This window comes from Acidovorax sp. LjRoot204 (assembly GCF_056175785.1).
Genome location: NZ_JBGFFF010000008.1, coordinates 13,195 through 37,457 on the forward strand (window position 1 = coordinate 13,195; position 24,263 = coordinate 37,457).

Below are 24,263 nucleotides of genomic sequence, written 5' to 3' on the forward strand. Positions count from 1 at the left end.
AAATCAATGGCGTGAAGGCGTCAAGCGTCTTCCAGCACCACAGGGCGCAGCACGCACAGTCGAAAGCGCCCGCGCCCCGTTTTTTCGATGTGGATGTGCGGGCAGTTCTCCTGCAGGCGGCGCTGCAGCAACAGCAGGCGGGCCTCCAGGTTGTCGGCCACATCGGGCAGGCGCAGGGCGGGGTCCAGCCGTAGTTCGCGGTTGGTGAAGTCCACGCGCCCGGTGTGCTGGTGGTCGCGCAGCAGCTTCCAGACAATGGCGCCCGCCACGCCCTTGATCAGGTAGTCGTCGTTGATGAACACGCTGTCGTTGGCCGCGGCCAGCTGGCCCGCAATGGCCACCAGCAGGTCTTCATCCTCGAAACCAAAGCGCATGTCCTCGGGGCTCTCGGCAAACAGCACACCCAGCAGGCGCCCGGCCGACAGCAGCGGAACCGCCACCTGGCTGTGCGGCTCGGGCAGGCCGGGGTAGGGGATGTCCAGGCCGCGCAACGAGGGTGCATCGGGTGTGGCATGCGCGTCCATGCTTTCGCGGATGGCATGGCTGTACAGGGCAGCGTGCGTCATGTGGCTGATGCGCACCGGCGTGCGCTCGCGCGCAGCCATGCCGATCACTCCCTGGCCCAGCCGGATTTCGGAACCCACGCCCGATGTGGCATAGCCGCAGCTGGCCACCGTGTAGAGCTGCTGGGCGCTGGCGTCCAGCATCAGCACCATGGCGTGCTGGATGCCCAGCTTGTCCTGCAGGCCCTGCAGCGCGCCTTGCAGCAACTCGTCCAGCCCCGAGCAGCGCGCGATGCTCTCGCTGCACAGACGCAGCGTGTGCAGCAACCCGGAACGCGGCGCCGGTGCCGGCAGGCCTTCGCCCGCCACCGATTCGATGCGCTCCACAGCGTAGATGTCGGCCCCTTTGAGTTCAAACACCTCGGCCATGCCCGCATGCGACGCAATGCCCGCCAGCTGCGCGCGCATGCTCTCGAACACCGGCCCGCTGTCCTCGGTGCGTTCGTACAGCAGGTGCAGGCGGTAGAAATGGGCGGTGACTGGGTCCAGCACCAGCACCGACGCGCGCGGGTTGCGCAGGATGTTCTGGCGGGTCTTGTTGAAGAACTGGAACGACAGCGCCACATGCGCCGCATCCACATAGACCACCTGCGAGATGTAGGCCACGTTGGGTGTGCCGTCAGGGTCGCAGGTCGCCATGATGGCGGGAATCGCCCCCTCCAGGCAGGGGCGGATGCTGTGCAGGGACGGCGCTGCGGTGCTCATGGCTGCGGTAGGGGTGGTGTGGGTGGTGCGGGCGGCGCACACAACTCCGCGCCCGCGCGCGGGCCTGGGGTCTGGTCGAACGCGCTGGTGGGGGTGAATGTCACTGCCACCACATCCTGCAGCGGTGCTGCCAGCATGGCGCCCACATACTGCGGCCCATAACCCACCCGGCCCACCTCCTGCACCATGGACTGGAGGTAGGCCTGCAACACCGGCAGGTCGCCATCAGTGGCCGGACGCTGCGTGGCCCGGCGGGCTTTGAGCTGCAGCGTCTGGTGGGTGGACGGCACGCTGAACACCACGGCAATCTCTCCGGTGTGCGCAATGTCCTGCAGCAACTGTTCGGACTGGCTGCGCCGCAGGTACACCGTGACCTCCCGCCCATCGCTGCTGATGCGACTGCCCACGGCCCGCATGATGCTCGGCCGCAGGGCCGCATCGCGTGACGCCACGATGGCCGACACGCCCTTGGCCACCATGGCGATATGGCTGGGGCCGAGCAGCGCGGTCATGCCTTGAAGCGCTTGCGGGTCAGGGCCAGAGCCACCCAGAAGGCCACCACGGTGGTCACCACCAGCACCAGGCCGTGGCGCAAGGGGTGGGCGGGCCACTGGTCCATGAACAGCGGGCGTACCAGCTCGACCGCGTTGGTCAGCGGCAGCCAGTCGGAGATGGTACGCACGATGGGGGGCAACTGCTCGCGCGGGAAGAAAACGCCCGAGAGAAACATCATGGGCGTGAGCACCAGCGTGAAGTAGTAGGTAAAAAAGTCATACCCCTTGGCCAGCGCATTGAAGATGAGCGCGATGCTGGAGAACATCACCCCCACGAACAGCAGCACCGGCCAGGCCACCAACAGCTTGGGGCTGTGGCTGATGGAGAGGGCCAGCATGACGCCCAGGATGGCGGTGACGGTGAATAGCGCCTTGAACGCCGCCCACAGCATCTCGGCCAGCACCACGTCGTCCAGGCTCACCGGCGCGTTCATGATGCCGTCCCAAGTCTTYTGCACRTGCATGCGMGAGAASGCCGARTACAGCGCCTCGAAGCTGGCCGCGTTCATGGCGCTCATGCAGATSGAGCCGCTGGCCAGGAACAGGATGTAGGGCACCTTGGTGTCGCCCGCCGCGCCGCCCACGTTCACCTGCCCCACCAGGGCCCCCATGCCGTAGCCAAAGGCCACCAGCCACATCAGCGGCTCGGCAATGTTGCCCACCAGGCTGGGGATGGCCAGCTTGCGCCAGACCAGCAGGTTGCGCATGAACACGGGCCACCAGCGCACGGACAGGCTGGGCGGGCGCCATACCGACGGCGGGGGCGGGGCCACAGTGGCCACAGAGGGCGGGTGAGCGGTTTGCATCCGCTTATTGTGCGATGTTGGCGGGCGGGCGCACAGTCCCCGATGTGTTCCTGGTCGCTACCTGGGCACGGCCATTGCTTGGGTACACCTATGTCCACCCACGTCCTGAACCTGCCCGCCGGTGCCAGTGCCCTCTGGCAGAACCGCCTGGGGCTGCTGCTGGAGTCCACGGGCGAGGGCGTGTTTGGCATCGACCTGGCGGGCAACTGCGTGTTCATCAACCGGGCGGGCGCACAGATGCTGGGCTTTGCGCCCAAAGAGGTGATGGGGCGCAACATGCACGCGCTCACCCATCACAGCCACCCTGACGGCAGCCCTTACGCCGACAGCGACTGCCCCATCTTCAATGCGTTCCGCCAGGGTCTGCCCTGTCGTGTGGACACCGAGGTGTTCTGGCGCCGCGATGGCTCGGCGTTTGCCGTGGAGTATTCGAGCCACCCGATTCTGGAAGGTGACCAGGTACAGGGCGCCGTGATCGCTTTTGTGGACATTACCAGCCGCAAGCGTGCCGCCGATGAGCTGCAGCGCGCGCACGATGAGCTGGCCCGCGCCAATGACGAGTTGGAGCGCCGAGTGGCAGCGCGCACACAAGAGCTGTCGCAGGCGCTGGCGCAGCTGCGCGAGCTGTCGGCCTACTCGGAGCAGGTGCGCGAAGACGAACGCACCCGCATCGCCCGCGAGGTGCACGACGAGCTGGGCAGCCTGCTGGTGGCGCTGAAGATGGATGTGAACTGGCTGCACAAGCGCCTGGGCGAGCAGGGCGAGCGCACGCCCGAAGCCGCGGGCGACATGCGCACCCAGATGCGCTGCAAGTGCCAGAACATGAGCCRCCTGATCGAAAACGCCGTGGACAACGTGGGCCGCATCATCACCGACCTGCGCCCCAGCATCCTGGACCACCAGGGGCTATGGGCGGCGCTGGAGTGGCAGGCACAGGAGTTCGTGCAGTCGGCCGAACTGGAGCTGGCGTGGCAGATGGAGGTGCCTGCCACCTTGCACTTGCCCGAGCCTGCAGCCATCGCTGTGTTCCGCATCTTTCAGGAGATGTTGAGCAATGTGGGCCGCCACGCGCAGGCCAGCGCCATCGACATCGCCATCGACGTGCAGGACGAGATGCTGCAACTGCGCGTGCGCGACAACGGCGTGGGCGCCACCCGCCAGGCCCTGGAGGCGCCCACCGCCTATGGCGTGATGGGCATGCGCGAGCGGGCGCGGCAGCTTGGGGGCCGCTTGAGCATCACCAGCGAGCCGGGGCAGGGCTCGTGCCTGCAATTGCTGATTCCTCTGGAGCTGTCATGAATTCCGTGGTTCGAGTGTTGATCGGTGATGACCACCGCATCGTGCGGGAGGGGCTCAAGCAGGTGCTGGGCGACCCGGCCAATGGCGTGCCCGAGATCACTGTGGTCGCCGAGGCCACCCAGGGCAGCGAGGTGCTGGAGCTGGTCGCCGCCCTGCAAGGGCCCACGGGAACACCGGGGCTGGACCTGGTGCTGCTGGACATCGCCATGCCGGGCATGGACGGCCTCGAAGTGCTGCAGGCGCTGCGCAAGGCCTGGCCTGCATTGCCGGTGCTGATGCTCAGCACCTACCCCGAGCGGCAATACGCGGTGCGCTGCATCCAGATGGGCGCAGCGGGCTACCTGCACAAAAGCGCCGATCCCGACGACATGGTGGCCGCCGTGCGCAAGGTGGCCGCTGGCGGGCGCTACCTGACGGAAGCGACCGCGCAAGCCCTGGCAGGTGCACTAGAACGCACCGGGGTGGTGCGCACCGCCCAGCAGGGCACGCCCGCCGGGGTGGACGCGCTCTCCTATCGGGAGCACCAGGTGTTCCGCCTGCTCACTGCCGGGCAGAGCGTGAGCGAAATTGGTGCGCAGCTCAAGCTCGCGCCCAACACGGTGAGCACCTACCGCGCCCGCATCCTCGAAAAGACCGGCGCGCGCAACGATGTGGAGCTTGCGCTGTTGGCACGTGGCGCACCGGCAGAGTGAATTCGGTGCGTTGCACGACCGATTTGTAGTGCTGGCCCTACACGCTGTAGACACCACACCCACGAATTCATGACAGCGGGCCGACACCGGCAAAAACTGGCCCGCGCTTTGCGTAACGCCTGGCACCAACTTCTTCGAGGTGTGCCATGTCCGAATTCTTCTCGCCCTACGATGCCGACCGCCCGTTGATGCTGAAATGCAGCTGTGGCCGCGACCACACGGTGGCCGACCACCACACCGAGGTGTCGGCCGATGCCGCCGCAGCCACCCTGCGCCAGCGCAGCGAGACCCGTGAGTTCGAGCTCTACAGCAACGAGTTCATCGAAGCCACGCTGGTCAAGGCTCTGTTTCCGCAAGACGCAGTGCGCCGCCGCTTCATCAAGGCGGTGGGCAAGGGAACGGCCATGGCGGCCATCGCGAGCGTGTTGCCTGTGGCCAGCATGCAGGCCATGGCGCAAGAGAAGCAGGGCGCACTGGAGAAGACCAACCTCAAGATCGGCTTCATCCCGATCACCTGCGCCACCCCGCTGATCATGGCCCACCCGCTGGGCTTCTACAGCAAGCAGGGCCTGAGCGTCGAAGTCACCAAGACGGCCGGCTGGGCACTGATCCGCGACAAGATGATCAACAAGGAGTACGACGCCACGCACTTCCTGAGCCCCATGCCGCTGGCGATCTCCATGGGCCTGGGCTCCAACGCCACGCCGATGAACGTGGCCACCATCCAGAACGTGAACGGCCAGGCCATCACGCTCAGCCTCAAGCACAAGKMCAAYCGCGATCCCAAGAACTGGAARGGCTTCAAGTTCGCSATCCCSTTCGAGYAYWSSATGCACAACTTYCTGCTKCGCTACTACCTGGCCGAGGCGGGTTTGAACCCCGACACCGACGTGCAGCTGCGCGTGGTGCCACCCGCCGAGATGGTAGCCAATCTGCGCGCGGGCAACATCGACGGCTTCCTCGGCCCCGATCCTTTCAACCAGCGCGCCGTGTTCGAGGAAGTCGGCTTCATCCACCTGCTCACCAAGGACCTGTGGAACGGCCACCCCTGCTGCGCCTTCGGCACCAGCACCGAGTTCATCCAGAAGAACCCCAACACCTTTGCCGCGCTGTACCGCGCGGTGCTCACCTCGGCAGCGATGGCGCGCGACCCGGCCAACCGGGAGCTCATCGCCAAGGTGATTGCGCCCCAGGCCTACCTGAACCAGCCCGAGGCCGTGCTCAACCAGGTGCTCACCGGAAAGTTCGCAGACGGCCTGGGCAAGATCCAGAACGTGCCGGACCGCGCGGACTTCGACCCCATGCCGTGGCAGAGCATGGCCGTGTGGATGCTCACGCAGATGCAGCGCTGGGGCTACATCAAGGGCGATGTGGACTACAAGCAGATCGCCGAAAAGGTGTTTCTCATCACCGACGCGAAAAAGCAGATGAAGGCGCTGGACCAGAAGGTGCCCGAAGGCGCGTACCCCAAGTTCAAGATCATGGGGCGCGAATTCGATGCCGCCAAGGCGAGCGAGTACGCAAAGAGCTTCCCCATCCGCAAGGCGGCATGACATGACTCCCGCCAAGAACCTCAACCTGCGCGCGGGCCTGTTGTCCGTGCTCATCTTCCTGGCCCTGCTGGGGATCTGGTACATCGCCACCGCTTCTTCGGGCCCGGGCAACAGCACGGCCGGCATGACCGCCGAGCAGATCGAGTACGCCAAGATGATGGGCAAGGACCCAGGCGCCAGCGCCAAGGGCAGTGGCTTCCCCTCACTGGCAGAGATGGGCCGTACCGTGTGGGGGCATGTGTCCAACCCGTTCTATGACAACGGCCCCAACGACAAGGGCATCGCCATCCAGCTCGCGCATTCGCTGGGCCGGGTCGCGCTAGGGTTCGGCCTGGCCTGCTTGGTGGCGATACCGCTCGGTTTCGTCATCGGCATGTCGCCGCTGCTGCGCCGTGCGTTCGACCCGTTCATTCAGGTGCTCAAGCCCATCAGCCCGCTGGCGTGGATGCCGCTCGCTCTCTACACCATCAAGGACTCATCGATCTCGGGCATCTTCGTGATCTTCATCTGCTCGGTGTGGCCCATGCTGGTGAACACGGCGTTTGGCGTGGCATCGGTCAAGCGCGAGTGGCTCAACGTGTCGGCCACACTGCAGGTCAACCCGCTGCGCAAGGCCTTCCTGGTGATCTTGCCCGCCGCAGCGCCCACCATCCTSACGGGCATGCGCATCAGCATGGGCATCGCCTGGCTGGTGATCGTGGCGGCCGAGATGCTGGTGGGCGGCACGGGGATTGGCTACTTCGTTTGGAACGAGTGGAACAACCTGTCGCTCACCAACGTGATCTTTGCCATCCTGGTGATTGGCGTGGTGGGCATGTTGCTCGACCTGGCCTTCGGCCAGCTGCAGAAGGTGGTGACCTATGTGGAGTGATGTCGCCCAGCGCCCGGCTGTTCCAGCCCCTCTTGCCACTGACGCCCCGCAACGAAAGGCCTCTGCCGTGACCCAAGGCTTCCTCCAGATCGACCGGCTGAGCAAAGCCTTTGTACCCTCCAAACCCGTGTTTGCCGATGTGTCGTTCACGCTCGACAAGGGCGARTTCGYCTGCATCATCGGCCACTCGGGCTGCGGCAAGACCACCATCCTGAACGTGCTGGCGGGGCTCGACACCGCCACCTCGGGCACCGTCATCATGGACGGGCGCGAAGTGGCCGGCCCCAGTCTGGACCGGGGCGTGGTGTTCCAGAGCCACGCGCTCATGCCCTGGCTCACGGTGCGCCAGAACATCGCGTTCGCCGTGAAGTCGCGCTGGCCCGACTGGAAGAAGAGCCAGGTGGATGCGCATGTGGAGAAGTTCGTGGCGCTGGTGGGCCTGAGCCCTGCCATTGACAAGAAGCCGTCGCAACTCTCAGGCGGCATGAAGCAGCGCGTGGGCATTGCGCGCGCGTTCTCCATCCAGCCCAAGATGCTGCTGCTGGATGAACCCTTCGGCGCACTCGATGCGCTCACGCGCGGCACCATCCAGGACGAATTGATGGCCATCGTGCGCCAGACGCAGCAGACGGTGTTCATGATCACGCACGATGTGGACGAAGCCATCTTGCTGGCCGACCGCATCCTGCTCATGAGCAACGGCAACGAGACGCCCGAGGGCTACCGCCCCGGCGGCATCGCCGAGGTGGTGGTGAACCCGCTGCCACGCGAACGCACGCGTACCAGCCTGCACCACCTGGACGGCTACTACGCGCTGCGCAACCACATCGTGGACTTTCTCGTCACCCGAGCCAAAGCCCACTGATTTCCTGAATAACCCAGCACTGTCGTGTTGCCCCTTGGGGTGGCAGGGAGTGCTGCACCCTGAAGTTCCTGTTCCCTGTTCCAAAACCCATCCAACCGAAGGAGCCATCACCATGAACCGCAACGACGTTACCGAAAAGATCATCAGCACCAAGGTCGCCAAGGGCCTGCAATGGGAGGCCATTGCCAAGAAGGTCGGCCAGTCCAAGGAATGGACCACGGCCCTGTGCCTGGGCCAGATGACGGCCACACCCGAGCAGGCCAAGRTCGTYGGCAAGATYTTCGGCCTCACSGCCGAAGAGCAGAAGTGGCTSCAGGTGGTGCCCTACAAGGGCTCGCTGCCCACGCCCGTGCCCACCGATCCGCTGATCTACCGCTGGTACGAGGTGGTGAGTGTGTACGGCACCACCATCAAGGAGCTGATCCACGAGGAGTTTGGCGACGGCATCATGAGCGCCATCGACTTCAGCATGGACATCCAGCGCGAAGCCAATCCCAATGGCGACCGCGTSAAYGTRGTSCTGTCGGGCAAGTTCCTGCCGTATAAACAGTACTAACCCCCTGAGTCGCTTCGCGCCTTCCCCCTTTCTCTCGAATTGCTGCGCAATTCGGGAAGGGGGACACCGCCAGCGCCCGCCAGCGAAGCGCCGCCTGTGCGGCTTGGCGGCCCTTGCGCGGCGGTCGCTGGTATAGGCCGTGCTCGTTACACCGGCGTGGGCCTATGCATTGCGCCGAGTGGGGTAACGAAGACAGTCAGAGCACCTTGACGGCGCGGCCGATGAACTGGATGGGGCCTGTGGGCTTGCCAATCGGCGAGCCCGTGGGCGGTTCCAGCGTCAGCTCGAACAACTGGTTGGGCTGCAGCGGCGGCAGCTTGTCCAGCGGGATCTGCAGGGGCTGACCGGGCTGCACCAGGCCCAGCGATACGGGGCCGCTCCAGCCGTCGGCCTTGGTCCAGAACTCCAGGGCCTTGTCGGCCGGTACTTCGGCCATACCCAGCGGAATCAGGCTGATCTGCCGGGGCGAGCTGGCTTGCACCACCCAGCCCGGGGCCTTGTCCTGCGGCGCGACCAGCACCACCATGAACTGTGGCGGCGCGGCCACTGGGGCGGTGCGTGTGACGAGCACTGCCGCGAGTACCGCTGCCATGGCAAAGCCCGAGCCGGCGAGGGCACGCCACAGGCCCAGGTGGTCCCACCAGCGCACGGATGGCTTGCGCTCGGTTTTTGCGCGGGGTTGGGAGGTAACGGACGTCGCAGCCGGCTGTGCGCTGGTGGCCTGCAGCGACTGGTCGATGCGCGCCCACAAGGCAGYGGGCGGCGCGATGGGCTCCGCCAGCTGGGTCAGCGGCAGCAGGCGGGCTTCCCATTCGGCCACCGCCTGTTGCAATGCCTTGTCACCTGGCAGGCGTTGCTGCACGCCCTGGCGTTCGGCGGCGGGCATGGTGCCCAGCACGTACTCACCAGCCAGCACGCTCAGGTCTTCCGGCAAGGGCGTAGGCGGTGTGTTGCGCTGGTCGGTCATGCCATGCACTCCCGCAGCGATACCAGGCTGCGCCGAATCCACGCCTTGACGGTGCCCAGCGGCGCGCCGAGGCGCTCCGCAATTTCGCCGTGCGAGCAGCCGTCCACGTAGGCGTGCAACACGCAGTTGCGGCGCGCGGGGTCCAGGGCCTCCAGGCAATGCTGCAGGCGGCCCAGGCTGGCGTTCAGCGCAAAGGTTTCCTCGACCTCGTGGTGGGCCTGCACAGACATGTCGGCCTCCAGGGCTTGGGTGGTGGTGTCGTCCACATCAACGTGGCGGCCCGCGTCGCGCACGGCGTTCAGGGCCAGGTTGCGCACCACGCTGTAGATCCAGCCGCGTGCGCTGCCCCGGCTCGCGTCGTAGCTGGTGGCGCGCGTCCAGATGTTCACGCAGGCATCGTGCACGATGTCCTCGGCCAGCGCGCGCTGGCGCACGATGCGCAGCGCCACACCCAGCAGCCGCGCGCCCTCCTGTTCATATAGGCGGTGCATGGCCTGCCGGTCGCCGGCTGCGCAGGCGGCCAGAGCGGCTTCGTAGTCAAAATCGCCAGGGGTGTCGGGCACGGTGTGCAGGCAGCGGGGCCGCGGCTAAAGGGTGGGCGCATCGTAGCCGCAAACCCGCCACCGCCTGGCGGTAGCCCCCGCTGGGCAGGGGATTGCGTGTGCGTGGTTTACGCGGCCTTCCAGAAGATGTAGTCGGCCTGGTACTTCACGATCTGGCGCTCGCCCTTGTTGGCGGTGGTACAGGCAGCAGCGGGTGCCACGCCGCCCTTGAGGGCCACGCGCTGGATGAACGTCACGCCGGTCATGGCGCCCGAACCCATGGCGGGGTTGGCCTTGACGAGCTGGTAGGGCAGGTTTCCCGTACCCGAGGGTGCCACGGCCAGCTGGGTAGCCGTCAGCTTGGACCCATCGCTCGACTCCCAGGTGGCCGGTGGGCCGTAGTAGGTGCCCACTTGTTTGCCGCTGCGGTCATTCAGCACGGCCTTGGGGCCCACGAACACCCATTCGGTCTGGCCGGGCATGTTGGCCTTGTCGCGGCATTCGTAGGTGATCTCGCCCACGCCCACGGTTTCCATTGCCACCTTGTTGCCAGTCGGTACCTTGATGCTGTCGGGCAGGCTGTCCTGCGAATACATGGATTTGGAAGGCGACGACATCATCGAACCGCAGGCGCTCAGCAGCACGGCGGCGGCAATGGCACCCGTCAGGGGCAGCAGGCGGGAGATGGGGGACGTGTGGACGGTCATGGCGTTTCTCTCTGGTCTATGGGTTGATAGGACAGCAGCAAGTTGCGCTGCTGTAGGTACTACCCACGAAAACGCCGTTTGGATGCAGTGGATGCCAAAAATTTTTTGCCGGTGCCGGCCCGGGCAAGATTGCCGCCCGGGCCCGAGGCTGCCTCAATGCAGGGTCAGCGGCTGGGTGGTGGTCTTGACCCGCACCACGGCCGCCCGGTGCTCATAGGGGGTCACCGGTTGGCCCAGGATGGCGGCCGCCAGCGTGCGCGCCTGCCGGGCAATCGGTTCGATGTAGCGGCTGCACTGCCCGTCGATGCTGATGCAATCGCCCAGTGCATGGATGCGGGATACGCTGGTTTGCAGCGTGCCTGCGTCCACCGCAATGCCATGGGTCCAGTCAAGCCCTGCACTCTGCGCCAGGCGGTGGGGGGGCAGCAGGCCTGCAGCCACCACCACTTCGTCCGCCGCAAAACGCCGCCCGCTGGTGGTGGAGACGCGGTAGCGCGAGCCCACGCGTTCCACCTGCTCCACCTGCAGACCGCCTTCAAAGCGGATGGACAGGTCTTTCCAGGCGTCCAGCAGCTGCGGGCCCGCCTGCTGGTCGTGCCAGCGCGCCAGTGGTTCGGTGGCCGTGTCCAGCAGCGTGATGTGGTGGCCGCCCAGTGCCAGGTCGTTGGCCAGCTCACTGCCGACCAGGCCCGCGCCGATGATGAGCACGTCCTTGGGCTGGTCGCCCAGGTGCTGGCGCAGGCGCTGGTAGGCGTCCAGGTGGTTGATGCGCCAGCACAGGCTGGCGGGCAAGCCCGGAGGTAAGGCGGCCTGCGCACCGTGGGCCAGCACCAGGTGGCCGTAGCGTAGCACGCCCCGCGTGGTGCGCAATTGGCGGGTGTCGGCGCAGATGCGCACGGCATGGGTGTGGGCCAGCAGGGTGACGCCCAGGCGGTGCGCCGCATCGCGACCGGTTTCGGACACCAGGGCCAGCGGGTCCAGCTGGCGCGCCATGGCCACCGACAGCAAAGGCTTGTCGTACCGGTCGCCCGCACAGGCCGTCACCAGGGTGATGGGCAGCGTGGCGCTGTGTTGGCGCAGGGTTTCGGCCAGTTGCCAGCCTGCACGGCCCGCGCCGACGATGACCACTCCCGGCTCGCCACGCACGCGGAGGGAGGCGGCTGGCGCTGCGCTGGCCTGCGCCCGCAGCGCCTCCAGCGTGGGGGCTTCGTACGGAGAAAAATCGGCCTTGGTCACGCCGCACAGCGGGCAGGCCCAGTCGTCGGGTATGTCCGCCAGCCGCGTGCCCGGCGGCAGGCCGCCATCGGGGTCGCCGTCGGCCTCGTGGTAGACGTAGCCGCAGGCGTTGCAGATGTAGCTTTGCCAGGGCGCCTGGGCGGCCGCGTCGGCAAACGCATCGCACAGCGCCTGCGATGCCGCGCTCAACACGAACTCGGAGGTAACCGATGGCGTGGTGGCGGTGGGGAGGGCGCGCGTCATGCAGGCATCTCCTCGGTGCTGAGCCGGGCGATCTCCTTGCGCAGGTGCTTGATGGYGGGCGTGACGATGGCCACAAAGTGCGACTCGCGCACGCGCCGCTGCACGTCCGAGCTCATCAGGTAGCCGCGCGCACCCTGGTGCATCAGGGCCGACTGGGCGGCGCGCAGGCACAGCTCCGCGCCATGGGCACGGGCGTCCAGCACATCGATGAAGAAGTCGGTGCTTGTGTCGAACGGCGTCTGGGCCAGTTGCATTACGCGTGCGGTCAGTGCATCCAGTTCGGCCTGCAGGGCGTCGGGCCGGTCTTCCAGGAACTGGTTGACGTGGCCCAGTTGGGCCTCCACCGCCCACATCGAGTCGATGGCGCCCTGGGTGATGCCCACCGCCATGCCACATTGCAGCATCACGAACGCAGCGCGGATGCGGGCAATAAAGGGGCGGGTGGGGTCGGCCATGATGTCGGCCGTGCCGATGAAATGGTCCTTGAGCCGCAGCGCATAGGTGCCCGTGCCCTCCATGGCGGAGAAGCTGGGGCATTCGCGCATCTCCACGCCCGGTGCGTCGCAGCGCAGCAGGAACATTACCTCGCGCTGGCTGGCCGTGCCGTCGGCCTCCACCACCGCCGCAATCGCGCCGCAGTAGTGGTCGGGCCCCAGGTTGCTCACCCAGGGCAGGGTGCCGTTGATGAGGTAGCCCCCCTCCACTGGCGTGGCCTTGAGCAGCAGGCTTTCGATCTGCGCGTAGCTCTTCATGGGGTTGGACAGCGCCGTGCCGCCCATGCCTGCGCCGCTGGCGTGGCGCTGCAACACATCGCCCATCAGCGCGGGGTTGCCCGACTGCTGCAGGTACAGCCCGCACACCGCCTGGCACCACATCATGAAGCCCGTGGCGCCGCACACGCGCGAGGCCTCGGCCATGGCGCGGATGGCCAGGCCGTAGTCGGCCGGGCCGGCCGTGCTGTCCAGGTGCGCGCTCATCGCGCCCACGGCGGCCAGCTGCTGCAGCTCCGCGCAGGGGTAGTAGCCGGTGCGGTCAATTGCCTCCACCTGCGCGGCCAGCGGGCCCTGCGCGATCTGACGCACGGCGGCCAGCAGCGCATCGCCCCGCAGGGCGCCGTCCAGGTGGAGTTGGGGGGGGAGGTCGGCGGGGTTCATGGGGCTCCTTGGGTGCGCAGGGCGGGCTCGGTTGCGGGGCTATTTAGTCCGCGAGGCTGATCTCGAAGGGGATGGGGTTGCGCATGCTGTTGGCCACGGGCGAGTAGAAGTTGGCGTGCTGCACGATCTCGTCCAGCACCTCGCGCGGTGCATCGCCTTCCACCAGCACCTTCACGCGGATCGCCTGAAAGCCCATCTCCGGCGGCGTCTTCTGCAATGCGCCACCCGCACCCCAGGCGGCGGGGTTGCCGATGTCGCCTTCCATGAACACCTCGATCTTGCTGAGCTTGACCTGCTTCCAGGTGGCCACGGCCGTGATGCCCACGGCCAGGCAGCCGCCCAGGCCCGACAGCACGATCTCGCCGGGCGCAGGCGCCGTGTCCTGCCCGAACAGGTGCAGGGGCTCGTCCACCACCACCGGCGCATGGTTGCCCACATAGCTCAGCGAGCGGTACTGCCCCTCCATCACCGTGTGGACCTTGTTGGTGCCCCGGCTGGCAGGATTGTTACGGCCCTTGTCGGCAAAGGCCATCAGCCCGTCGCGGTCGATGGGGCGCAGGTGTGTGTGCACGGTGGTGACAGGGGCAGAGGGTTCCAGCAGATCGGTGGACATGGTGTTCCTTGGAGAAAGAGAAGGGAATGCAAAAAAGAAGGACAGGGTTCGCCGCGGGCCATGCCCGCTGCAACAACGCACGGGGCTCAGGCCGCCAGCGCCAGCGCAGGCTTTTTGGGGAACTTGACCAGCGGCAGCCCGCTTTCGATCGGCAACTTGTCGTCGCGCGACCATTCGTTCCACGAGCCGAAGTACATGCGCACATCGGCAAAGCCCGCCTGCTTGAGCGCCAGGAAGGTGTTGGACGCGCGTGCGCCCTTGAAGCAATACAGGTACACCGTGTCCGCCGGGCTGATGCCCGCCGTGGCGCATTCGGCGCGCACTTCGTCGGGCGACTTGAACACCGGACCCTGGGGCGAGGGCTTCATGAAGCGGTACCACTCCAGCCACTTGGCGCCCGGCAGGCGGCCTTTGCGCGGCGCAAAGTCCTTGCCATAGGGGCTGGAGCTGTCGCCAATCCACTCGTCCACATCGCGCACGTCCAGCAGCACGGTGTCGGTGCCCAGGGCCTCGATCACATCCTCCTTGGTCAGCATCACATCGGTGGTGGCCAGCTGGGTGGGGAAGATGGCGGGCGTGGGCACCACCGCCTCGGTGGAGACGGGCAGCTCTGCCGCCTTCCAGGCCGAGTAGCCGCCATTCAATACCTTGACCTTGGGGTAGCCCAGCCAGGTCAGCAGGTAGTAGCCCCGGCACGACTGGCCGTAGCCGCTGTTGAGCGCATCTTCATAGAACACGGCCGTCTCGGCGCCCGACAGGCCGATGGCGCCCAGGTGCGCGGCAAAGGTGTCTTTCAGCTCCTGCAGGCCTTGGGGCGTGGAGGTGGCCAGGTACGTGAAGGTTTCGCGCAGGTTCACCGCGCCGGGGATGTGCCCCAGGGCGTAGGTGTCGGCGTCGCGGGTGTCGATCAGCACCACAGGCTCTGCGGCTTGCAGGGCCTGCAACTGGGTGGGCGAGATGAGGACGGCGTCGGAGGCGGAAGGGGTGCTCATGGGAAACCTTTCGATGCGGAGGAGGGCGGAATGCCTACCCTCCTTATCGCAACAGGTGTGCCAGAGCTTGGGAATGCAAAGAAATTTGAATGAAATAGGCTGCTGGCGCTTATTGGTAAAGCGCTGGCAGCTATTGATTTAATAGTATTTTGTGCCGACTATCACCAGGGCGCAGCCTGTCCAACGCGGACGCTGAACACTGTGTCTACAAATTGTTGACACAGTGTTGGGCRTCACTTCAAGCCTGCTTTGCGCAGCCGGTAAGCGAACTGCCGGAGCGTCAACCCCAGGCTCTGCGCCGCGCGCGACTGGTTGCCGTGGTGTTCGACCAGCGCGGCTTGCAGCACCTGAACGCTGTGGGACTGGGCCGAGGCGTAGTCGCGCACCAGCGGTGCTGCGGCGATAGGGGTAGACGGCATCTCGGCCTGAATCTGCTGAACGGGCGCCGGTGCGGGTGGCAAAACCACAGCCGCAGCGGGCAGAAACCGGTCCAGCTCGCCACGCGTTACCAGCGTGTCATTGGTCAACAGCACCAAGCGTTCGATCACATTGCCCAGCTCGCGGATGTTGCCGGGCCAGGGGTGTTCTTCCAGCCGCGCCAGCGCGTCGGGCGAGAGGTTCACGTTGCGCTGGTGCGCCTGGTTGGCGCGGCTCACAAAGTGCAGCGCCAGCGGGCGGATGTCCTCGCGCCGCTCGGCCAGCGAGGGCAGATGGATCGGAATCACGTGCAGGCGGTAGTACAGGTCCTGCCGAAAGCGGCCGGCCTCCACATCGGCCGCCAGGTCGCGGTGGGTGGCGGCCACCAGGCGCACGTTGACCCTGACCTCGCGCTGCCCGCCCAGGCGCACCAGCGTGCCCTCCTGCAGCGTGCGCAGCAGCTTGGACTGCAGGGCCAGCGGCAGCTCGCCAATCTCGTCGAGAAAGATGGTGCCGCTGTCGGCCTGCTCGAACCAGCCCGCGCGGGCCGTGCTGGCGCCCGTAAACGCCCCTTTTTCGTAGCCAAACAGTTCGGACTCGAACAACGCATCGGGGATGGCCGAGCAGTTGACCTTGATGAAAGGCCGGTCGCGCCGCCCGCTGGCCAGGTGCACGGCGCGTGCGAACAGCTCCTTGCCCGTGCCCGACTGGCCCAGCAGCAGCACGGTGGCCTGGGTTTGCGACACGCGCTCCAGCTCGCTCAAGGCCTGCAGCAGCGGTGGCGAGCTGCCAATGAGCCCGTAGCGCGCGCTTTTGGTGTTGAGCGCATTGGCCAGCACGGCGTTGCGCGCCTGCAGCTGCCGCGTCTGCTCGGCCACCAGGGCTTCCAGTTGCAGCAGCTGCCCGACCAGCGTGGCCAGCACGCGCAGCACCGCCAGGTCGTCGTTCAGGTGGCGCTGGCGGCTGCGGATGCGGTGGCAGGCCAGCACGCCGATGGGCGCGTTGTTGACCTCGATGGGCAGGGCGATGAAGGCCACCGTCTCGGGCGGCAGCTGGCTGCGCTCCACCGCGCGTGCCAGAAACAGCGGTTCGGCATCAATGTCCTGCACGATGGCCGGCTGCCCCGTGGCCAGCACGCGGCCCGTGATGCCCTCGCCCCAGGCGTACCGCCCGCGCTGCACCTCGGCCTGGGTGAGGCCGTACGCATGCTGGATGGAGGCGGTGCGCGGCGCGCCGGCTGGGGAGGAGGGAGCGTCGTCCACCAGCACGATGCGCCCCCGGTTCAGGCCCAGCAGTTCGCTCATCAGGTGCAGCATTTCGCGCAGCACCAGGCCGGGCGCCAGGCTGCGGCCGATGAGGCGCATCACCTCGCGCATCAGCAGCAGCTCCTGGGCGTGCCAGTCGGTGGGGCTGTGCGAGCGGGCCGTGCTGGAAGGGGAGGGCATGGGCGGTGGGGGCATGTCAGGGCGATTGCAAGTTCTGCGCCCGGGTGCATTAAAGTCGCCTGCGTCCCGCCATTTACCGACTTTTTCACCTTCTCGAAAGCCCCCACCATGACCACCCTCGGAACCCCTCTGTCCCCCCATGCCACCAAAGTCATGCTGCTGGGCTCGGGCGAGCTGGGCAAGGAGGTGCTGATCGCGCTGCAGCGCCTGGGGGTGGAAACCATTGCCGTGGACCGCTACGACAACGCCCCCGGCCAGCAGGTGGCCCACCACGCGCGCACCATCACCATGAGCGACCCGGCCCAGCTCAAGGCGCTGATCGAAGCCGAACGGCCCCACCTGGTGGTGCCCGAGATCGAAGCCATCGCCACCCCCATGCTCGAAGAGCTGGAAGCCGCGGGCACCGTGCGCGTGATYCCYACGGCCCGCGCMGCSCGCCTSACCATGGACCGTGAAGGCATCCGCGTGCTGGCCGCCGAAACGCTGGGCCTGCCCACCAGCCCCTACAAGTTCTGCAATTCGCTGGAAGAACTGCAGGCTGCGATTGACGCAGGTATCGGCTACCCCTGCATCGTCAAGCCCGTGATGAGCAGCTCSGGCAAGGGCCAGAGCAAGATCGACGGCCCAGACGACGTGAAGAAGGCCTGGGACTACGCCATGGCCGGTGGCCGGGTGAGCCACGGCCGCGTGATCGTCGAGGGCTTCATCGACTTTGACTACGAAATCACCCAGCTCACCGTGCGTGCGGTGGGCGCGGACGGCCAAATCACCACCAGTTTCTGCGACCCCATCGGCCATGTGCAGGTGAGTGGCGACTATGTGGAAAGCTGGCAGCCCCACCCCATGCACCCGGCCGCGCTCGAAAAGTCGCGCCAAATCGCCAAGGCCGTGACCGACAACCTGGGCGGCCAGGGATTGTTTGGCGTGGAGCTGTTCGTCAAGGGCCAGGAGGTCTGGTTCAGCGAAGTGAGCCCCCGCCCGCACGACACCGGCCTGGTCACGCTGTGCACCCAGCACCAGAGCGAGTTTGAGCTGCACGCCCGCGCCATCCTGGGCCTGCCGGTGGACACCAGCCTGCGCAATCCCGGCGCCAGCGCCGTGATCTATGGCGGAGTGGAAGCCCAGGGCATCGTGTTCGACGGCGTGGAAGAAGCCCTGCGTGTGCCCGGCACCGACCTGCGCCTGTTCGGCAAGCCCGAGAGTTTTGTGAAGCGCCGTATGGGCGTGGCGCTGGCGCGGGCTCAGAATGTGGACACGGCGCGTGCGAACGCCAAGCTGGCGGCGAGCAAGGTCAGGCCCCGCGTGGCCTGATAGCCTGCGGCCGCAGTTGCGGCGGGCCGGTGCGACGACGGCGCTTCTGTGAAGGAGAACCCCTGTGAGCCTGAGTGCGCGGATCCTGTGGCTGGTGCTGGCAGCCTCTTTGTTGCCTGTGCCGGCCCTGGTGTGGTTGCTTTTGGAGTTCCGGGTGGCCACCACCGGACAGGCGCGCGACCGGCTGGTGGCCAGGGCAGGCATCATTGCCAGCGACCTGGACGACAAGATCGCTGGTACCGGGCAACTCCTGTTTGGCCTTGGGCGCGTACCCCTGCTGGCAGCGGGCGACAAGGCCGCCTGCTCTGATTTCCTGGCAGATGTCCTCAAGGAACATCCTCAGTACACAGGCATCCTCACCATTCAGCCCGATGGCTCCCTGTTCTGTGATTCGCTGCGCAGTGGCCGTACCCTGGACCTGCGGGACCGCAGTTACTTTCAGCGTGCGCTGACGGCCACCGGGCCGGTGCTGGAAGCGGTCATAGGCCGCCTGACGGGCAAGGGGGTGCTGCAGGTGGCCTACCCGGTGCGCGATGCGGGAGGCGCGTTGCGCTTCATCCTGCTGGCCTCGCTCGACATGCAGGACTACGGGCAGGCCACGGTGCATGCACAGCGCTATGAGCGTATGCATCTGCAGGTATGGAATGCCGACGGTTCGGTGGTCATGGACTTCCGCCGGCCGGAGGTGGCGCCGCTGACCCTGGGGGACGCCGAACGCACTTTCATGTTGCAAGCGGTCGAAGGGCATGTCGTGATGGAGGGGGCCGATGGCGTGCGTCGCGTCTGGGTGCGCGCCCAGTTGCCGCGCGCACAGGGCTCGGATCTGCGTCTGGCCCTGGCCGTGCCCGAGGACGACCTGCGTGGCCCGGTGGAGCGCCAGTTCCGGCGCGCACTGCTGGGGGTGCTGGCGCTCGCGGTTATCGTGTTCGTTGCTGCTTTTCTGTTGGTGGAATTTGCGGTGCGCCGCCATGCCATGCGCGCCATACGTGCTATTGGCCGCATGGATGCTGGCAACTACGCCGAACCCATTGGCACACCCTATCCACCGGGAGAGCTGGGGCAGGTGGCCCGGGCACTGGACCGGATGGCGGAGTCCCTGCTGCGCCAGCAGCAGTCCATCGCGCAACACACGGAGACGCTGGAGCGCCAGGCGCGGCGAGACCCCCTGACCGACTTGGCCAACCGCTACAGCCTCACGGAGCGGCTGGACGCGGCGTTGGACCGGGCGCGGGAGCAGGGCCACTGCGTGGCCGTTCTGGCCATGGACCTGGACCGGTTCAAAGGAGTGAATGACAGCCTGGGACATGCCCGGGGCGATGCCTTGCTCAAGGAGGTGGCGGCCAGGTTGCAGGGTTGTGTGCGTCCTGGCGATGTGGTGGCCCGGCCGGGTGGGGATGAGTTTGTGGTGGTGCTGCCCGACCTGCCGGACCCGGCGGTGGTGGAGCCCATGGCGCGGCGCATTGTGCGGGCGCTGACCCTGCCTGTGGAGACCGGCACATCCAGCTGGTTGCTGGGCACCAGCCTGGGGATTGCGGTCTTCCCGCAGGATGGGGACTCCGGGGATCTCCTGCTGCGCAATGCAGATGTGGCCATGTACGACGCCAAGGACCTGGGTGGGAACCGGCTGGCCTTCTTCAGCCCGCACATGACGGAGGTGTTGACGGAGCGCCTGCGGGTGGAGGCGGGCCTGCGCCATGCCATCGAGCACGACGGGCTGCGCCTGCACTATCAGCCCATCATGGATGCGCGGACGGGGCGCGTGTCGTCGGTGGAGGCGCTGGTGCGGTGGGCGGACCCGGAGCGTGGGCTGGTGTCTCCGCTGCAGTTCATCGGTATTGCGGAAGAAACGGGGCTGATCGTGCCCCTGGGCGAATGGGTGCTGAACGAGGCCTGCGCGCAGGCACGCCGGTGGCTGGATGCCGGTTGGGGGGAGATCCCGGTGGCGGTGAATCTCTCGGCTCGTCAGTTCCAGGAGCCCGAGCTGGACCAGGTGGTGGCCCGCGCCTTGCAAAGCACCAGGTGCCCACCCCGGTTGCTGCAATTGGAGATCACTGAAAGCTCGATCATGGAGCCCGTGGAGGAGGCCCTGCAGACCATGCAGCGCCTCACCGCGCTGGGCGTGCAGCTGGCCATCGACGACTTCGGCACCGGCTATTCGTCACTGAGCCAGCTCAAGCGGTTTCCGGTGCGCAAGCTCAAGATCGACCGCTCTTTCGTCAACGACCTGGGGAGCAATGACCGGGGCGAAGCACTGGTGGACGCCATCGTGGCCCTGGCGCAAAAGTTGGGCCTGCGCACGGTGGCCGAGGGCGTGGAAACCGAGCACCAGGCACAGTGGCTGGCCCGGCTGGGCTGCGACGAACTGCAGGGTTACCTCTTTTCCCAGCCTTGCGCGCCACAAGACCTTGAAAACTGGTGGCAGGGCCGGATGGCGGGCCCTCCCGCCGGCCTCACTCCCGGATCTGCCGCCCCGTGAGCTTGAGGAACAAATCCTCCAGATTCGCAGGCCGGTGCAGCGTGCGCAGGTGGCCATGCTGCCCCAGCGCCTGCAGCAGCGGCTGCGCGTTCTGGGTGTAGAAAAACACCGTCTCGCCGCTGATCTCCACGCGCGCGGCCAGGGCACGCAGCGCGGCGTCTTCGGCCATCTGGACGGCCCCCACGCCGAACACCTCCACCACATCCGGCTCCAGGTGCTGGGCGATCAGCTCGCGCGGGCGGCCTTCCGCAATCTTGCGGCCGTGGTCCAGCACCAGCAGGCGCGAGCACAGGCGCTCGGCCTCGTCCATGAAGTGGGTGGTCAGCAGGATGGACTTGCCTTGCTGCAGCAGCAGTTGCAGGCGCTCCCACATCAGGTGGCGGGCTTGCGGGTCCAGGCCTGTGGTGGGCTCGTCCAGCAGCAGCAGGCGCGGGTTGTTGACCAGCGCGCGCGCCAGCGACAGGCGCCGCTTCATGCCGCCCGACAGCTCGCCCGGCTTGGCGTCGGCCTTGTGGGTGAGGGCTGCGAACTCCAGCAACTGGGGTACACGCTCGTCCATCACCGGGCCCTTCAGCCCAAAGTAGCGGCCGAATACGCGCAGGTTCTCGGCGCAGGTGAAGTCCGGGTCGAGGGTGTCGAACTGCGTGACCACACCCAGCTGCGCCTTGATGGCCAGCGCATCGCGTGGCATGTGCAGCGGTGCGGTGCCGGGCTTGGAGGTGAAATGCACTTCGCCGCCATCCGGTGACGCCAGGCCCAGGCACATGCGAATGGTGGTGGTCTTTCCAGCACCGTTGGGGCCGATGACGCCCAGGCATTCGCCGGGAGCAATCGCGAAGGACACGTCGTCCACCACCGTGGTCTCGCCATAACGTTTGCGCAGGTGCAGAGCTTCAAAAAGTGCGGTCATGGAGAGATTGTGTGCGACGTGGGCATACCCGGTGTTGCGCGCAGTCGTTGTGGCAAAAATCAACACTTAGCGCAGGTGGATAGTGCACTGATTGCTATCAAAAGAGGATCAATTGGCTCAGTCCGCTGCGACCAGCCGCCCACGGCCCGCCGTCTTGGCTGCATAGAGGGCGCCATCGGCACGGGCCATCAGTTCCGCCAGGGCGGCCTCACCGGGCTGCAGGACGGCCATCCCGGCGCTGTAGTCCAGCGCAAAGCCCAGCTCGGCCACACTGGCTGCATGCAGGCGCCTGCGCAGTCGCCGGTCCAGGGCCAGTCCGGCGGGCTCGCTGTTGTGCAACAGCAGCACACCAAACTCCTCGCCACCCAGGCGGCCAACCAGGTCGCCGCTGCGGCAGGTGTCGCCCAGCAGTCGGGCAAACAGTTGCAGGGCGCGGTCCCCGGCCTCGTGGCCATGGGTGTCGTTGACCTGCTTGAAGTGGTCCAGGTCCAGCATCATTGCCGTCATGGGCAACTGGTGGCGTGCGGCGTGGGCCAGCAGGCTGCTGCCTTGGGTGGTGAAGCCGCGCCGGTTGAGCACGCCGGTGAGGCCGTCGGTCATCGCCAGCGTGCGCAGCTTGTGTTCAGCCTCCGACCGCCAGGCCACCAGCAGGGCGACCGTGCCGAGCACCAGGCTCACGTTGGTGGCCACGGCGGCAGCGAGGTTGACAGGATGGGGAGTGCGAAAGCTGGGGTACTGGTCGGTGAAGGCGCCCAGCATGCCCCGCGCCAACGTGAACGCGGCCGACGTCAGCAGGCAGCCCATCAGCAGGCTGCGCCAGCGCAGGTTGGCCTCCACCACGGGCGCCAGGGTGGCGCGCGCAACAATGCACAAAATAGTGGCCATCAAAAAGTTGGCCCAGCCCACGCGCCAGGCGTAGTGCCCAAAACCCAGGGTGTAGCCCAGCGGGGCGGCAATCACCAACACCAGCAGCACGCGGCGCAAGGGGCGGGGGCCCAGCCATTCCTCCAGCGCCCGGTACAGCATCCACTGCGCGGCCGCGTTGCAGGCAATCGACAGGGTGGAGAGGGCTTGGTCCCACAGGGTGGCCGAGGCGATGATGGCCGCCCAGGCCACCGCCTGCAGCAGCATGCTGGCCTGCATGTTGCGGGCCGCGCGGCTCACGTCCCGGCCCATGATCAGCGGCAGTGCGGCCGAGATCATGAACAGGTTGGCCGCCATGACCGTCATGAGGGTGAGGAAATCCAGTGGCATGCGCAGCGGCCTCGGGCCTGTCGTTTACTGAAATGCGACCTCGGCAAAGCTGCGCAGCTTGCGGCTGTGCAGGCGGTCCACGCCGCCGTTGCGCAGGATCTCGATGGCGCGCATGCCGATGCGCAGGTGCTGGTCCACCCGCTCGCGGTAGAAGTGGTTGGCCATGCCGGGCAGCTTGATCTCGCCATGCAGGGGTTTGTCGCTTACACACAGCAAGGTGCCATAGGGCACGCGGAAGCGGAAGCCGTTGGCGGCGATGGTGGCGCTTTCCATGTCCAGCGCCACGGCGCGGCTCTGGCTGAAGCGGCGCTGCGGCGTGTTGTCGGGCAGCAACTCCCAGTTGCGGTTGTCGGTGCTGGCCACGGTGCCGGTGCGCATCACGCGCTTCAGGTCTGCGCCGCTGATCTGCGTGACATCGGCCACGGCCTGCTGCAGCGCCAGCTGGATTTCGGCCAGCGCCGGGATGGGCACCCACAGCGGCAGGTCTTCGTCCAGCACATGGTCCTCGCGCACGTAGGCGTGGGCCAGCACATAGTCGCCCAGTTGCTGGCTGTTGCGCAGGCCCGCACAGTGGCCCAGCATCATCCAGGCATGGGGGCGCAGCACAGCGATGTGGTCGGTGATGGTCTTGGCGTTGGCCGGGCCCACGCCGATGTTGACCATGGTGATGCCGCTCGCGTCCTTGCGCACCAGGTGGTAGGCGGGCATCTGCGGCAGGCGGGGCGGCGCGGCGCCCAGGTCGTCGCCAGCCTCGGCGCTCAGGCCCACACGGCGTGTGACCACGTTGCCGGGTTCGATGAAGGCGATGTATTCGCTGTCGGGCTTGGCCATCTCGGCGTGGCCCAGGCGCACGAATTCGTCGATGTAGAACTGGTAATTGGTGAACAGCACGAAGTTCTGGAACCACTCGGGCGCTGTGCCTGTGTAATGGCGCAGGCGGTGCAGCGAATAGTCCACGCGCGGCGCGGTGAACAGCGACAGCGGCTGCGCCTCGCCGGGCGCGGCCTGCCAGGTGCCGTTGGCGATGCCATCGTCCATGGCGGCCAGGTCGGGCAGGTCGAACACGTCGCGCATCAGCATGCGGCGGGCCTGGGTCAGCGTGCCCTCGATGTGGTCGTGCTCCGCAAATGAGAAATGGATGGGAATCGGGTGGGTGCTGGTGCCCACTTCCAGCTCCACGTTGTGGCTGGCGCGCAGCAGGCGGAACTGCTCGGCGTAGTAGTTGGCAAACAGGTCGGGCCGGGTGAGGGTGGTCTCATACCGCCCGGGGCCTTCCACAAAGCCATAGGCCAGCTTGGTGTCGGCCCGCGCCACGGTGGTGGTGTGCACCCGCACAAACGGGTAGAAAGCGCGCACCGGGCCCTCGGGCGTCTCGCCCGCCACAAAACGCTGCATGGCGTCGCGCAGGTGGCCAATTTGTTGCTGGTATATGCGCTGCACCTGGGCCAGGGCGTCGGCCGGGTCGGTGTGGCGGGTGGGGGCGATGAAGTCGGGGATGATGGGCATGCGCTATTTTCGCCTGCCTGTGTCAC

General features: G+C 66.8%; 22 protein-coding genes. 8 read left to right on the top strand and 14 right to left on the bottom strand.

Going from position 1 to position 24,263, the window contains the following annotated elements; all coding sequences use genetic code 11:
- Positions 1–20: 20 nt before the first annotated feature.
- From AC04MI_RS03130 to AC04MI_RS03140, 3 genes are read right to left on the bottom strand one after another with little or no spacing between them, the layout of a single operon-like run.
- A complete protein-coding gene (locus tag AC04MI_RS03130) occupies positions 21–1,268 on the bottom strand; it encodes a GAF domain-containing protein (RefSeq protein WP_436078302.1) in 1,248 nt (415 codons plus the stop codon).
- Positions 1,265–1,780 (bottom strand): hypothetical protein, encoded by a 516-nt coding sequence (locus AC04MI_RS03135; protein ID WP_436078303.1) that lies wholly within the window; start codon positions 1,778–1,780, stop codon positions 1,265–1,267. The genes AC04MI_RS03130 and AC04MI_RS03135 overlap by 4 nt, the downstream gene beginning before the upstream one ends.
- The gene (locus AC04MI_RS03140) at positions 1,777–2,628 is read right to left on the bottom strand and encodes an ABC transporter permease (RefSeq protein WP_094289109.1); all 852 of its coding nucleotides are present in this window, start codon (positions 2,626–2,628) and stop codon (positions 1,777–1,779) included. The genes AC04MI_RS03135 and AC04MI_RS03140 overlap by 4 nt, the downstream gene beginning before the upstream one ends.
- A gap of 90 nt (positions 2,629–2,718) precedes the next feature.
- Between AC04MI_RS03140 and AC04MI_RS03145 the strand changes: the two genes are divergently transcribed.
- From AC04MI_RS03145 to cynS, 6 genes are all read left to right on the top strand, one after another.
- Positions 2,719–3,927 carry a sensor histidine kinase gene (locus tag AC04MI_RS03145; protein WP_476497059.1) on the top strand — a complete coding sequence of 403 codons (1,209 nt, stop codon included), beginning with the start codon at positions 2,719–2,721 and terminating at the stop codon, positions 3,925–3,927.
- Complete coding sequence (locus AC04MI_RS03150) at positions 3,924–4,619, top strand: response regulator (protein WP_121507696.1); 696 nt, start codon at positions 3,924–3,926, stop codon at positions 4,617–4,619. The genes AC04MI_RS03145 and AC04MI_RS03150 overlap by 4 nt, the downstream gene beginning before the upstream one ends.
- Positions 4,620–4,765: 146 nt before the next feature.
- Positions 4,766–6,172, top strand: a complete 1,407-nt coding sequence (locus AC04MI_RS03155; protein WP_476497061.1) for a CmpA/NrtA family ABC transporter substrate-binding protein — start codon at positions 4,766–4,768, stop codon at positions 6,170–6,172.
- 1 nt (position 6,173) lies between these two features.
- Positions 6,174–7,043, top strand: coding sequence for a nitrate ABC transporter permease (ntrB, locus tag AC04MI_RS03160; protein WP_121507694.1), 870 nt, complete (start codon positions 6,174–6,176; stop codon positions 7,041–7,043).
- A complete protein-coding gene (locus AC04MI_RS03165) occupies positions 7,033–7,908 on the top strand; it encodes an ABC transporter ATP-binding protein (protein WP_476497064.1) in 876 nt (291 codons plus the stop codon). Before ntrB ends, AC04MI_RS03165 begins: the two co-directional genes overlap by 11 nt.
- 112 nt (positions 7,909–8,020) lie before the next feature.
- Positions 8,021–8,464: a cyanase gene (gene cynS / locus AC04MI_RS03170; protein WP_476497066.1), complete on the top strand. Its 444-nt coding sequence runs from the start codon at positions 8,021–8,023 to the stop codon at positions 8,462–8,464.
- Positions 8,465–8,660: 196 nt separating this feature from the next.
- Here cynS and AC04MI_RS03175 read toward each other — a convergent pair whose 3' ends face one another.
- From AC04MI_RS03175 to AC04MI_RS03210, 8 genes are all read right to left on the bottom strand, one after another.
- Positions 8,661–9,431 (bottom strand): anti-sigma factor, encoded by a 771-nt coding sequence (locus AC04MI_RS03175; protein ID WP_476497068.1) that lies wholly within the window; start codon positions 9,429–9,431, stop codon positions 8,661–8,663.
- A complete protein-coding gene (locus AC04MI_RS03180) occupies positions 9,428–9,994 on the bottom strand; it encodes a sigma-70 family RNA polymerase sigma factor (RefSeq protein WP_056059648.1) in 567 nt (188 codons plus the stop codon). The genes AC04MI_RS03175 and AC04MI_RS03180 overlap by 4 nt, the downstream gene beginning before the upstream one ends.
- Positions 9,995–10,101: 107 nt before the next feature.
- Positions 10,102–10,680: a DUF3455 domain-containing protein gene (locus AC04MI_RS03185; protein ID WP_108498300.1), complete on the bottom strand. Its 579-nt coding sequence runs from the start codon at positions 10,678–10,680 to the stop codon at positions 10,102–10,104.
- Between the two features lie 153 nt (positions 10,681–10,833).
- Entirely contained in the window at positions 10,834–12,159 is a 1,326-nt protein-coding gene (locus tag AC04MI_RS03190; protein ID WP_436074405.1) for an FAD-dependent oxidoreductase, read from the bottom strand.
- Positions 12,156–13,313, bottom strand: a complete 1,158-nt coding sequence (locus AC04MI_RS03195) for an acyl-CoA dehydrogenase family protein (RefSeq protein ID WP_476497071.1) — start codon at positions 13,311–13,313, stop codon at positions 12,156–12,158. The genes AC04MI_RS03190 and AC04MI_RS03195 overlap by 4 nt, the downstream gene beginning before the upstream one ends.
- A 43-nt stretch (positions 13,314–13,356) precedes the next feature.
- Positions 13,357–13,926: an OsmC family protein gene (locus AC04MI_RS03200; protein WP_008905298.1), complete on the bottom strand. Its 570-nt coding sequence runs from the start codon at positions 13,924–13,926 to the stop codon at positions 13,357–13,359.
- Between the two features lie 86 nt (positions 13,927–14,012).
- Positions 14,013–14,918, bottom strand: coding sequence for a sulfurtransferase (locus AC04MI_RS03205; protein ID WP_436078306.1), 906 nt, complete (start codon positions 14,916–14,918; stop codon positions 14,013–14,015).
- Between the two features lie 233 nt (positions 14,919–15,151).
- Positions 15,152–16,780 (bottom strand): sigma-54 interaction domain-containing protein, encoded by a 1,629-nt coding sequence (locus AC04MI_RS03210; RefSeq protein ID WP_436078307.1) that lies wholly within the window; start codon positions 16,778–16,780, stop codon positions 15,152–15,154.
- 108 nt (positions 16,781–16,888) lie between these two features.
- Between AC04MI_RS03210 and purT the strand changes: the two genes are divergently transcribed.
- Both purT and AC04MI_RS03220 read left to right on the top strand, forming a co-directional pair.
- On the top strand, positions 16,889–18,091 hold the full coding sequence (purT, locus tag AC04MI_RS03215) for a formate-dependent phosphoribosylglycinamide formyltransferase (protein ID WP_436078308.1): 1,203 nt from the start codon (positions 16,889–16,891) through the stop codon (positions 18,089–18,091).
- A 64-nt stretch (positions 18,092–18,155) separates the two neighbouring features.
- Positions 18,156–20,567 (top strand): putative bifunctional diguanylate cyclase/phosphodiesterase, encoded by a 2,412-nt coding sequence (locus tag AC04MI_RS03220; RefSeq protein WP_436078309.1) that lies wholly within the window; start codon positions 18,156–18,158, stop codon positions 20,565–20,567.
- On the opposite strand, the gene AC04MI_RS03225 is transcribed toward AC04MI_RS03220, so the two are convergent.
- The 3 genes from AC04MI_RS03225 to AC04MI_RS03235 form a co-directional block, all read right to left on the bottom strand.
- On the bottom strand, positions 20,542–21,477 hold the full coding sequence (locus AC04MI_RS03225; RefSeq protein WP_436078310.1) for an ATP-binding cassette domain-containing protein: 936 nt from the start codon (positions 21,475–21,477) through the stop codon (positions 20,542–20,544). The two genes, AC04MI_RS03220 and AC04MI_RS03225, sit on opposite strands and share 26 nt — an antisense overlap.
- A gap of 117 nt (positions 21,478–21,594) precedes the next feature.
- The gene (locus tag AC04MI_RS03230; RefSeq protein WP_436078311.1) at positions 21,595–22,731 is read right to left on the bottom strand and encodes a GGDEF domain-containing protein; all 1,137 of its coding nucleotides are present in this window, start codon (positions 22,729–22,731) and stop codon (positions 21,595–21,597) included.
- Positions 22,732–22,755: 24 nt separating this feature from the next.
- Positions 22,756–24,237, bottom strand: a complete 1,482-nt coding sequence (locus AC04MI_RS03235) for an AMP nucleosidase (RefSeq protein WP_056059633.1) — start codon at positions 24,235–24,237, stop codon at positions 22,756–22,758.
- Positions 24,238–24,263: the final 26 nt, after the last annotated feature.